This window comes from Sphingobacterium kyonggiense (genome assembly GCF_039536825.1).
Taxonomy (GTDB): Bacteria; Bacteroidota; Bacteroidia; order Sphingobacteriales; family Sphingobacteriaceae; genus Sphingobacterium; species Sphingobacterium kyonggiense.
Window position 1 is genome coordinate 124,500 of the sequence record NZ_BAAAZI010000006.1, and the last position, 12,300, is coordinate 136,799.

Sequence of the window (12,300 nt, forward strand, 5' to 3'; positions counted from 1 at the left end):
TTATTAATTGTTACATGGGTTATTTAAGTTTTGTCTGGCTTAAAGGAATTATACACCCTAGGTTTGACTATTTTTATACTCTGTTTTGATAGAGCAATACTTGCGTTTAATTCAAATCCAATAATTAATATTAAAGCGTTAATATACATCCAAATCATCACTACGATCAATGTACCGATAGATCCGTATAGTTTATTGTACGCTCCAAAGTTGTTTATGTAGAAGGTAAAAAGGGAGAAGGAAAGCATGGCCAAGAAGGTTGCTAAGGTAGCTCCGGGAGTGAATAATTTCCATTTTTTTGTAGAGCTTGGTCCAAATTTGTAGATCAAACTGACTGTAAAAAAATAGATACTGAAGAGAATTAGCCACTGAGCAGTCTTAATCAGCATGGCCCAAAACCATTTTAAGTCATAATCAATATGTGATTTTAGGTAGTTGATTAAGTAGTTTGATCCTGCATATAAAGCAATCCCAACGGCCAATGCTAATACGATAGCAATCGCCAATCCCAAAGCAATGATACGACGCTGTAACCAAGTTCTCGATTCCTTTGAAAGCGCGGCTTTATTGAAGGTCATCATTAAGGTTGTCATCCCATTGGTCGAGAAGAACGTACAGAGCACAAAACCCGCCGATAATAAACCGGAGTTCTGACGTTTAATGATGTCCACTAAGGTTGTTTGCAATACCTCAAAAGCATTGTTTGGCAATGCCAATTGGATTAGGTCCAGCAGTTGTTCCTGGAAATTATCAACTGGAATATAGGGGATAAGCGTAAATACAAAGATGATTCCTGGAAAGATTGCCAACATAAAATTGTAGGCTAGGGAAGAAGCTTTGTTTAAGATGGACTCTCGAGCGATCTCCTGAAAGAAAAAGGCCAATACAGTATACAGTGGTAACTTCCCAAATCCAGGTAATGTAGCACCTTTTGACCATTCTATGAGTTGGTCATAAGGTTTAAACCGAAGAAGTTGATCTTGTACTCTTTTCATTTATTCTCCAAAATATGGAGCCATCTTGTCAACGAATACTTGTGGTGGCTTACATGGACGACCTCGTTCCATATCTACAAATACCAATTGGGTATAACCGGTGTTTAGCAGCTCGCCCGCTTCGTTAAATAGCTCGTATTCAAATTTAATACGAATGCCTGGCTTTTCCCGAATATAGATATTAATCGTTACTAAATCATCATATTTCGCCGCTTTAATGAATTTACAGTTCAGATCTGTAACAGGCAGCATCACACCCATGTCTTCTAGTTCCTTATAGGAAAACCCAGTACTGCGTAGCATCTCTGTCCTGGCCTCCTCATAATAGGTGGCGTAGTTCCCATAATAGACATAGCCCATCTGGTCTGTCTCCGCATAACGAACGCGGATATGGTGTTTAAAACTAAACATGTTTATTTCTTGATGTTTCTAGCGTCTAATGCTTTTTGGAACTTACGGGCATTGATCTGATGTTCTGCAACGTTCGTAGCGAACAAATGGTATCCTGAAAAATCATCCTTTGCACACATATAGATGTATTCGTGTTGCGCGTAATTTAATACCGCATCAATGGAAGCAATGCTTGGCATCATAATAGGTCCCGGAGGAAGTCCTTTGAAACGATAAGTATTGTATGGATTATCAATAACCAAGTGTTTGTTTAATACTCGGCGAATAGTGAAATCATTATTGGCAAAAATAACCGTAGGATCGGCTTGTAATAACATGCCTTTTTTCAATCGGTTTAAATATAAACCTGCGATTTTTGGCATTTCATCCACATGTAAAGCTTCTCCTTTTACGATGGATGCTAATACGCTAACCTCTTGAGGGGTTAGGTTTAATGCTGCTGCTTTTGCTTTTCGGTCTGCATTCCAAAATTTTTCATATTCCTTAGAAAAACGGTCTATGACTTCCTTAGGGTTTGTGTTCCAGTAGATTTCATAGGTGTTTGGGATAAACATGGTAAAGAAATTATCCTTATTGAATCCATACTTTTCCGCCAAAGCCTCATCGTTCAATAGGTTTAAGAATGCCAAAGAATCTGCTTCAAACTCTTTTCCTAAGAGACCTGCAAAGTTTTCTTTGAGACGAATATTTTGGAAACGAAATTTTACGGCATCTTGATAGCCTGCACGAAGGTTTCCAATAAAGCGACGGTTGCTTAAATCCTTAGATAATTTATACCGTCCCGCTTTAATACCTGTCTTCTCCAAATCCATGAATTTCGCCGCATAGTTGAATAGACTGCTGTTCTTCACAATTCCTTCTGATTCTATACGTTTCATGACCTCTGCATAGGGCTCGTCAGTTTTTACATAAAAATATTCTTCATCAGTTGCGATGGAAGGAGCCATAAACATAAAGTAGGCAGTACCTGCCACCGTTAATCCGAGGACAAGAATTAATAATCCAATATAAAGGGAGGTTTTGCTCTTTTTACTATTCGTTGCCATATTATGGATTTTGTTGAGGTGTTGTTGGAGTAGTTGGAGTTTCTGCTGCTGGCTTCGCTAATGTAACATGTATAGCTGAACCAATGGAAATAATACGTGCGCTAGTATCAGGGCTTTGTTTCACAATAACCGAGTTTAAGGAATCATTAGATCCATCGGAGAAGGTAACACCACCTAAGGTCAAACCGACACCTGCCAAAGCAAATTTAGCCTCGCTTAATGGTAATCCCAATAGGTTTGGAATCTCTACCTCACTATCACCACGTCCATTTCCTAATACTAAACTAATCTTAGAACCCTTTGGAACCATGCGTCCTGCACGTAAAGGCTGACCTGCAAATTTGACATCTAATACCACATCGCGAGCGATATCATTGATATAAGTAGTGTCCGCAATTTTTAAAGAGTGATTTTTTAAGATTGCTGAAGCTTCAATGAAAGTCTTGTCCAATACCTCTGGAAAAGCAATTTCTGGTGCAGTCTGTGTAATAATAGTCAAATAGATCGTACGACGACTCTTCACATGCGCTTGTGGATCTGGATCCTGATCAATGACCAAGCCCGGCTTGGCATCCATCTGATAAATGGAATCCACTTCATATTCTAATCCAGCTTTATCTAAAACACTTAATGCCTCAGAAATATGTAAACCCTTTAATACGGGCACTTCTTGTGAGTCTCCATGTTTGGTGTAGAGTTTTAAACCAAAATAAACAACAACAAAAAGAACCACTAAGAAAATAATGGATCCGATAAGGTTTTTCCTGAACGCATCCGTTCTTAGGTATAAAAAGAATTTCGACATTGATCTTTTGCTTTTTTATGTTTGTCCTAACAATATTAATTCCATTTTTCGGAATTCTAACAATCAGGCATGAATATAAGCGCAAAAATATTCGTTTTATCTCGTATCTCAAATTATATTTGCTTCTTGAATTATACATATGAAAACTAAAGTTGCTCTAATTACAGGCGGATATACCGGTGAAGCGGAAGTTTCATTCAAAAGCTCGGCATTTGTTTATTCCCAAATTGATAAGGAAAAATACGATGTTTATACCATTAACCTTGGTTTAGACTCTTGGTTTTATACCGATGAACAGGGAGTGAAATATGAAATTGACCGTCAGGATTTCTCCTTGAACCTGAATGAGAAAATCAACTTTGATGTAGCATTTATTATTATTCATGGAACTCCTGGTGAGGATGGCAGGTTGCAAGGTTATTTTGACATGATTGGTTTACCTTATACTACTTGCTCTGCTTTAACTTCTGCATTAACCATGAATAAAGGTTATACGAAAGCCATTATTCAGGATATTCCCAATCTAAATGTAGCTCAATCGGTCTTACTTTTTGAGGAACACCGTCCAGCAGCAGCTGACCTTGTAAAAGAAAAACTTGCTTTACCATTATTTGTAAAACCGAATGCCGGTGGCAGTAGTATTGGTATGAGCAAGGTAAAGACTTGGGAAGAGCTTCCCGAAGCATTGAATAATGCTTATGATGCGGAGAATACCGGAAAGCAAGTGTTGGTTGAAGAGTTTGTAACAGGCCGCGAATTTTCTCAAGGTATTTATAGAAATGCCAAAGGCGAATTGCAAGTACTTCCCGCAACGGAAGTGAAGACCACACGTGAATTCTTCGACTTCGAAGCGAAATATACACCAGGCCTTACGGAGGAAATCACCCCTGCCGATTTGACAGCAGCACAAAAAGACCTTGCAGACCAATTAATCCAAGAGATTTATATCCGATTAAACTGTAAAGGAATGGTTCGCGTCGATTTCTTTATCGAAAACAATACTGATAAATTTTTCTTTATAGAAATCAATACTGTACCGGGTCAAACTGCTCAAAGCTTTATCCCTCAACAAGTACGAGCATCAGGTAGAAAAGAATCTGATTTCTACGGAGAATTGATTGAAGCGGCTTTGTTGGGAAAGTAGGAGACCGCTTCGCTGTTAGATAGTAGGGGTGAAGCGGAGGTGAGAAGGGATTAATTTACGGTTAGCTGTAGGGTCGATGCATGCATCGACCGCTTATAAAACAATTCATAACCCTGTTTATTTTTCGAATTGAAATACTCGATTTTGAGTTTATATTAATCGGACGATGCATGCATCGTCCGCAATTTACTGCAAGTAAAACATTTACAACTCAGAGCAAAGCGAAGAGTCTTTCTTAACCCCCATAAGACCACGTCATCGTTCATCGAAGATGAACGAACTTCAAACTATATATTTTTTCCATAATAATTTGTTTTTAATAATGATTTTAATCGGTCGATGCATGCATCGACCGCCTATAAAATAATCCACCACCCTATTTATTTTTCGAAGCAAGACATTAGATTTTGAGTCTAATTTAAACGGTCGAAGCATGCTTCGACCCTACGGTTATCATCGTTTTTACTAATTAGATCACGATTTTTGGTAGGGTCGATGCATGCATCGCCCGTTAATAAATAATATCTAAAAAAAAACACTTACAACTGGTTTTTAAAACGGGCGGACATTCCGTTCGTTTTCGTCGGGGGGTGCCCCCCTAACCTCAAACTCACTCAGTACCGCCCCTACCTAACGTACTACCTAGAAAGTTTAATTTGAAGGTAAAACAGACTCTTCGCTTCGCTCTGAGTGGTATGTCTTATTACGCCAATAAGTCTTTTAGACAGATTTCTTTTGTCTCAAATCTAATAGCATAGCAGTCTCATATCTCCTATCTAATTCCTATCTATTTTCTGTTGTCTGTCGTCTGTTATCTCATCATAATTTACTCGTGTTTCCTTTGATACACTCAAGGAATTTTTACGGATCTGATATGGATTTTGTTCGGATCTCGTTCGGTCGGAACCGAACGAGATCCGAAGGAGATCCGAACAAGTTCCGAAGGAGATCCGAAAGAGTGTCGAATCAAACCCCTGGAAAACCCCTTGAAAGCACCATGGAATATGCAGGAATTCTCGACATAAAAAAGGGAGTAAACTGTTTTGAATTTAGCTTACTCCCTTTGATGAATTATTGTTAAAACTTATTGTAATTGATTAAATAGCAATTTGAATGTTCCGTGAGTTTGTGAACGGAAATTGATATCATTTCCGAAGGATACTAGTTTTCCTTTTCCAATAGGTGTTTCGAAAGCTAAAACACCGTCTTTAAGGTATTTTTCTCCCCATGACCATCCGCTTTTCAAAACCTGATCACTTGCAAACCATAACAATGGTTTGATTTTCTCATCCTTGATTTTGTAGAGGTTATCATTGCTGTAATATAGGTCGATCTTTTCACCATAACCCCAAGTGCTTGGGTTGTTTTGGCCAACATGAGCAATTATTACCGATCCTGGAGTATAGAAGTCTGTACGTTTTAGGGGTTTGTGATCTGCATCTACTAAGGCATCTTCTACCGCTAGGTTCAAATGTTCTGCCAGATCTGAGCTGTTGCCAATGGTAATTACCTTGCCGCCTTTTTCCATAAAATCTTTCAATATAGGGATTGATTTATCGACCGATAAGCGACCCCAACGTTCTTGGTATTCTGCTGGAATATTCTCCGGCATTTCCAAGTTTCCTCCACGGGAAACGGTTGGATTACCTGTTCCAATGTATCGAGGAATAGAGTTTCCTGGGAATATCAACACATCGTATTTGGCGTTCAGACTTCCTTTGTCAATTGCAGAGGGGTACACCACTTCAAAATTATAGGCATTTTGTTCCATAAGGAATCTCAACCAGCCAGACGGCATAGAGCCACCGTAGCTGTCCCATAGGCCAATGCGAAGAGATTTTAATGGTTTGGCAGATTTCGGAAGTGCATTAACACCCGAAGCATCAAATGTTAAGTCTACTTTTTGATTATTCTCTACGTAGAAATCACCAGATACTTGATCGCGCCAAGCCTTTGATTTTTGGTTCAATTGCTGGTTAGCAATCTTATAGCTATCGTTGATATTTGCAGGCAATTTGATGTATTTGCCAACAGGTTTATTCGTTGCTTTAATAGGGATGATCTCACCAATGTTTAGGTTTTCAAAAGGACCTTGGAAGTCATCTAGAATACGATCGAACTTCACATCCATTAGGTATGCTAAAGTCCATCCTGCGGCATCGTACGGTGGGATAGGAGGGCCGCCTGGGTATTCAAAATCATCTGGGTGATCCTGTGGCTCAAACATATCGAGGATATGTGGACGGAATGCCTGATTGGTCTTGATCACATAAGATCCTTTTGGATAGGACTTGCCGTTTACCGTAAAGCTGTTATTCGCTTGTTGAACCTGAATGCCATTTTGAATTAAGGCATTTAAGAATTTCTTAGCGGTGCTGAAGTCGGCTTGATCCGCTGGAATGATATATCCTCTAGGATCTCGAAGATCTTTATTTTGAAAAAGTTCGCCAAGAATATTTTGAACTTGAGAACGGTTTACCTGGTTGTTTCCTTTTCTGCGAGCTTGATTGAGTGCTGTGTCGATGATGGCAACCTTTGATGGAGATAATGGCCAAAAGTCTTTGGAACCTCGTTCAATGGAGTTTCTGCCCATGCGATAGATGTTGTAAAGTACCTCATCTTTATAACGACTGGCATAACCCATTACCGCATAATTCAAAGAAACTGAATAATCTATCGACTGTTGGAAGTGCCATTTTTGAGGCACTACCGGGTTTTGCGTATTGCTTGAAGGGATTAAACGACTCGGCACAAGTGGGATTTCATAGGGTGTAGGGTTACCAATGATTTCGGTTAATAGACCGATTACATTGTGGAAATAAGTCGTTGTTCTAAGTCCGCCATTATACCAAGTCGAGAATACAGACCCTCCTTTGGCGGTGTAGCCTGGTTTGTTTTCTGCATTCATTCGTGAAGACATGGCTGCTCCGAGGGCATCAATGCCCGACATTAATAAAGGGTCGAAAACATAGTTGAAAGGATCACGATAAGGTGCTCCCGCTACCACAGCACCTGCAGGCGCTGTTTGGTGGTGGTTGTACATGATTTGAGGAACCCATTCTACAAATAATTGTTTCGCGATGTTTTGACTCTCTTTTAGATTTAGCATGAAAAAATCACGGTTATTATCATGTCCCGCATACTTTTGATACAATTTGGGGATATATCCGGTTGATCTTTTTAAAGGATCGGACTCGCGCATATACCAATCGCCTACCAATTCATGTCCATCAGGATTGGCATGAGTAAGTAGAATGATGGACTGGTCTAGAATTCTTTGAGTTTCCTCGTTGTTAGAACTTGCTAACAAATAAGCCGTTTGAATCAGTTGGTGAGTAGCTACTACTTCATTGGAGTGTAATCCACCGTCAATCCACACGACCGATTTTCCTTCTTTTGCTAATTTACGCGCTTCCACCTCCGGTATGTTCGCTTGCGCCATTGTTCTGGAGATGTTTTGGAAACGATCGATATTTTTTAAGTTCTCAGGAGAGCTGATAATTAACATCAATTGTTCGCGACCTTCTTCAGTTTTTCCAATGACTTGAAGCTTAACACGGTCAGATTGTTTGGCGAGCTTATGGAAGTATGCCTCTGTCTGTGTATAGTTTGCCAATTGGTAATCATCACCAATATTAAAACCAAAATGTTCTTTGGGGCTGCTGATCTGTTGAGCCTGAAGCGGATGAAAGGAAATCCATGCTAGGGCCAACAACCAATAAGGCTTTCGAAATTTTATCATAATCTAATTAGGTTAAAATGATTGACCTAAAGATAGAAAAGGATAAATAAAGACAAGGCTAAAGTGCTGGTAAAAAACAATTTTCACGATAATATTACAGAACGATTTTGGGGATTGCTTTGTTCTTATTGCAAACTGTTACGAGCTTTATAAAAATATTCTCCATTGCTAAGCTGTTCTGTCCTAAAACAATAGCGATTATTTTTGTTAGAGCCATTTGTAATTTTGTATATTTGGGTTTGATGATATTTTAACAATATGATTTTAGTTGCAGATAGTGGTTCATCAAGATCAGACTGGATGCTCCAGCTTCCAGATAGTAAACCATTAAGTTTCAGTACCAAAGGCCTCAATCCGTTTTTTGTAAGTGAAAAAGAAATAACCAATACCATGTCTGATGTACAGGAAATTATTCCATACATCAATGAGATACATGAAGTGTATTTTTTTGGAGCTGGATGTTCCACCCCCGATCGTCGGGAGTTGGTGTCTAATGCCTTATCAGAAATATTTCCGAGCTCCTACATTTCTGTAGAGAGCGATATTCTAGGTTCAGCCTATGCTACCTTTGGCGAAAGCAAAGGATTGATATGTAACCTGGGAACAGGCTCTGATATTAGTTTTTTTGATGGTGAAATTCTAGCTCCGAGTGTGCACGGCAATGGCTATGTGCTAGGAGATGAAGGGTCTGGTGCATGGTTTGGGAAACAATTGATTACAGATTATCTGTATGAAACTATGCCTCGCGATTTAATGCGTGTATTCAAGGAAGCCCATCACATCACCAAGGACATTATCATTAAGAATGTTTATCAACGCGACCGTCCGAATGCTTATTTAGCAAGTTTTGCCAAGTTTATGGGCGATAATCGTGCGCATCCTTATATTGATAATTTACTGCGTAATGGTTTTGATGAATTCGTTCGTACCAATGTGATGACCTATCCTGAGTTTTGGGAGTATGAGGTGCATTTTGTAGGGCAGATTGCTTATCATTTTGACCTGCATCTACGTGAGGTGTGCTCACTACATGGCGTCAAGATTGGCACGATATTGAAGAATCCTATAGAGGAGATTTTCCACTTTGTGGTGAATCGTGAATTGAACGTTGAAATTTAAAAATAATAGAAAACATTATGTATTCATTGATTATGGTATTTACCCTGTTGTTTCAACAGCCTACGGTATATGATTATAGCTTTAAAACGCTGGATGGAAAAAAGGTTTCCCTTTCCGAATTTAAAGGAAGACCAATGCTGATCGTTAATACAGCTTCAAAATGTGGTTTTACACCGCAGTATAAAGAATTGCAAGAATTGCATAAGAAATACGGTGATAAATTAGTGGTTATTGGTTTCCCATCAGACAACTTCAAGAATCAAGAATTTGGAAGTAGTAAGGAAATTGCTGAATTCTGTGAAAAGAATTTTGGGGTGACTTTCTTATTGTCAGACAAAGTTGATGTAACTGGAGAAAAGATGGATCCACTTTTCAAGTACTTAACTACTGCTGAGAATCCTGATTTTACAGGTGCTATCAACTGGAATTTCGAGAAATTCCTAATCGGTAAAGATGGTAAATTAGCACACCGCTATCGTTCCAAAGTAACACCAATGGATCAATCCATTATTAAAAATTTATAATTCATAAGAATTGAGAAAAGCATCTGAAAAGATGCTTTTTTTATGCCTTATAGTTTTTGATAAATAACCATTCTTTGTCTTACAGTAGCTGATTAGCTGTGCGTGTGATCTGTTTGATCAATGTTGTTAAATGACTGTTTTGAAGATCAGCTGAATACATAGATAGACTTTACTGATCATTTGTAAATTTTTTCTGCTTGGGCTGAATAGGCTTAAGTCCTTCCGGTTTATGCACATGCTTTTTGGAGCGATGGCTAATCCCAAACCTAGGCTTACTAATTCTAATATCGCAATCATGTTATTGCATTGATGTCGGAAAGTTGGTTCAATACCAAGTTGCTGACAGTAGTCCAGCGTTTCTTGGTAATATTGCGGGGCATACTTTGGGTTGAAGGATATGAAATTCAATTGTTTCATGCTTTCATTCCAATTTCTGATTCCTGCAGGACCAACTAGGCAAAGTTCTTCTTGATATAGTAAAGTTTGATTGATTCCCGAAGGAATGCTGTCCGTACGAATAATGGCTAAATCTAATTTACCTTCTTGGATTGCTGTTAACTGTTTGATGCTCGAGGCTTCAAATAAGTTGATCTGTAAAGCAGGATAGCTCGTTTTCAATTCTTCAAGAATTCTAGCAATTAGAACTTTCGAAGTGGAGCTGATAAAACCCAGTTTAATCTCACCTGATAATTGATCATGGATTAATTTCGTGTTATTTTTTACCTGTGACAGCTGTTGCAATAGGCTTGCTGTCTGCGTGTATAAATATCTTCCTGCATCTGTTAGAGCTACTTTTTTGTTCGTTCGGGTAAAGAGACTGACCCCTAATTCGAGTTCCAATTCCTTAATCTGCCTACTTAATGGTGGTTGGGAGATAAACAGACGTTTTGCAGCATTGCCAAAGTGCAATTCTTCGGCTAAAACTTGGAAATATTGAATGTGTCTTAGTTCCATGATACCTTTTTGGTATTGATTTATGATAAAAATAGTATTTTTTAGGTATTGATAGGTCTTTTATATTTGAGAATATAAATTTTAGGGTATGAATAAATCGAGTATTGAAGAAATAGAACAGCGTTTTGATGCTGATGTAGAGCGTTTTTCTAATTTAGAAAGCAGTCAAGCCAATACGATTGATGCGGTGTTGAACATGGAGTTAATAACGGATGGTATCAAACGTTTATATCCGAATTTGGAAAATCTATTGGATATTGGATGTGGTGCCGGGAATTATGCCGTTAAAACCATTATGAAGACACATAATCAGGTGAATGTGGATTTGGTTGATTTGAGTCAGCCCATGTTAGATCGAGCGAAAGTAAGGGTAGAAGAAGTGAGTAATGGACTGGTTCAAGTCTTTAAGGGAGATTTTAGAACTGTTGCTTTGGAAGAGAATAAATACGATGTCATTATCGCTACGGCTGTTTTACATCATTTGAGAGATGATGCAGATTGGGAAAAATCCTTAAAGAAAATTTACAGTCTGCTGAAAACTGGGGGGAGTCTATGGGTTTTTGATTTGGTGGAACAAAATAGTCCAGCTTTGCAAGAATTTATGTATACGGAGCGATATGGGGATTTCTTGGTTGAGTTGAAAGATAAAGCCTATCAGGAACATGTATTTGCTTATATCGAGAAAGAGGATTCGCCTAGACCTTTACTTTTTCAATTGAAGATGATGGAACAAGTGGGATTTAAAGACGTAGATATTCTACACAAGAATCTATGCTTTAGTTCTTTTTTGGGCTTTAAATAGGATAGGGGAGTTTAAATTAACATGGATCCTCGGTATCCAATTCAAAATAACAGCTACGGCATCTTGGTTCGTAGCTTTCTTTTTCACCTAGTAATACACGCGCATCACTTTGTTGGGTTCGGTAAGAATAATTTGCAGGAGCCCCACATTGCACACAAACGGCATGTACCTTGGTGACTTCCTCAGCAATCGCCATAAGGTTTGGAATCGGACCAAATGGTTTGCCTAAATAATCCATATCTAATCCAGCAACGATAACCCGTATACCGCGATTAGCTAATTGTATGCAAACATCGGGAAGCTCTTCATCAAAGAATTGAGCTTCATCTATCCCAACGACTTTGGTTTCTGAACTCAGCAAGAGGATAGCGGAAGAATGGGCAACAGGAGTAGAAGGAATGGAATTGCTGTCGTGCGATACGACCTCGTTTAATCCATAGCGGATATCGACCTCAGGCTTGAAAATCTCTACAGGTAACTTCGCAAATTGAGCACGCTTCATCCGACGGATAAGTTCTTCTGTTTTACCCGAAAACATTGATCCACAAATAACCTCAATGCTCCCGATACTATCGCGACGACGATGAAAATTATGTTCTGAAAACAACATCATGATGATTGCTCGTATTTATAAAATAATAGGATGTTTTTAGCTGAAGAAACCTGAATTTCTTAGGCCTATTCGCTTACGAATATCAGAATTAAATCTTATTTTTGAAGGAGAGGCTATAAATAAAAACCTAAACTAAGTAAGAGTC

General features: G+C 38.6%; 11 protein-coding genes. 4 read left to right on the plus strand and 7 right to left on the minus strand.

Annotation, left to right across the window (positions count from 1 at the left end; translation table 11 throughout):
- Positions 1–23: 23 nt before the first annotated feature.
- The 4 genes from ABD676_RS05365 to ABD676_RS05380 are packed head-to-tail and all read right to left on the minus strand — an operon-like array spanning position 24 to position 3,257.
- On the minus strand, positions 24–995 hold the full coding sequence (locus ABD676_RS05365) for a YihY/virulence factor BrkB family protein (protein ID WP_344673566.1): 972 nt from the start codon (positions 993–995) through the stop codon (positions 24–26).
- Positions 996–1,406: an acyl-CoA thioesterase gene (locus ABD676_RS05370; RefSeq protein WP_344673567.1), complete on the minus strand. Its 411-nt coding sequence runs from the start codon at positions 1,404–1,406 to the stop codon at positions 996–998. It lies immediately after the preceding gene.
- A 2-nt stretch (positions 1,407–1,408) separates the two neighbouring features.
- A complete protein-coding gene (mltG, locus tag ABD676_RS05375; protein ID WP_344673568.1) occupies positions 1,409–2,452 on the minus strand; it encodes an endolytic transglycosylase MltG in 1,044 nt (347 codons plus the stop codon).
- 1 nt (position 2,453) lies between these two features.
- A complete protein-coding gene (locus tag ABD676_RS05380) occupies positions 2,454–3,257 on the minus strand; it encodes a PASTA domain-containing protein (RefSeq protein ID WP_344673569.1) in 804 nt (267 codons plus the stop codon).
- 139 nt (positions 3,258–3,396) lie between these two features.
- On the opposite strand from ABD676_RS05380, the gene ABD676_RS05385 reads away from it, so the two are divergent.
- Positions 3,397–4,401 carry a D-alanine--D-alanine ligase gene (locus ABD676_RS05385; RefSeq protein ID WP_344673570.1) on the plus strand — a complete coding sequence of 335 codons (1,005 nt, stop codon included), beginning with the start codon at positions 3,397–3,399 and terminating at the stop codon, positions 4,399–4,401.
- 1,084 nt (positions 4,402–5,485) lie between these two features.
- Here ABD676_RS05385 and ABD676_RS05390 read toward each other — a convergent pair.
- A complete protein-coding gene (locus ABD676_RS05390) occupies positions 5,486–8,143 on the minus strand; it encodes a M14 family metallopeptidase (RefSeq protein WP_344673571.1) in 2,658 nt (885 codons plus the stop codon).
- Positions 8,144–8,401: 258 nt separating this feature from the next.
- On the opposite strand from ABD676_RS05390, the gene ABD676_RS05395 reads away from it, so the two are divergent.
- A complete protein-coding gene (locus ABD676_RS05395; protein WP_344673572.1) occupies positions 8,402–9,262 on the plus strand; it encodes an N-acetylglucosamine kinase in 861 nt (286 codons plus the stop codon).
- Positions 9,263–9,279: 17 nt separating this feature from the next.
- Positions 9,280–9,786 carry a glutathione peroxidase gene (locus tag ABD676_RS05400; protein ID WP_344673573.1) on the plus strand — a complete coding sequence of 169 codons (507 nt, stop codon included), beginning with the start codon at positions 9,280–9,282 and terminating at the stop codon, positions 9,784–9,786.
- A 126-nt stretch (positions 9,787–9,912) separates the two neighbouring features.
- Here ABD676_RS05400 and ABD676_RS05405 read toward each other — a convergent pair whose 3' ends face one another.
- Positions 9,913–10,740 (minus strand): LysR family transcriptional regulator, encoded by an 828-nt coding sequence (locus ABD676_RS05405; protein WP_344673574.1) that lies wholly within the window; start codon positions 10,738–10,740, stop codon positions 9,913–9,915.
- Between the two features lie 88 nt (positions 10,741–10,828).
- Between ABD676_RS05405 and ABD676_RS05410 the strand changes: the two genes are divergently transcribed.
- Positions 10,829–11,542 (plus strand): class I SAM-dependent methyltransferase, encoded by a 714-nt coding sequence (locus tag ABD676_RS05410; RefSeq protein WP_344673575.1) that lies wholly within the window; start codon positions 10,829–10,831, stop codon positions 11,540–11,542.
- 16 nt (positions 11,543–11,558) lie between these two features.
- Here ABD676_RS05410 and ABD676_RS05415 read toward each other — a convergent pair whose 3' ends face one another.
- Positions 11,559–12,152: a thymidine kinase gene (locus tag ABD676_RS05415; RefSeq protein WP_344674310.1), complete on the minus strand. Its 594-nt coding sequence runs from the start codon at positions 12,150–12,152 to the stop codon at positions 11,559–11,561.
- Positions 12,153–12,300 lie beyond the last annotated feature (148 nt).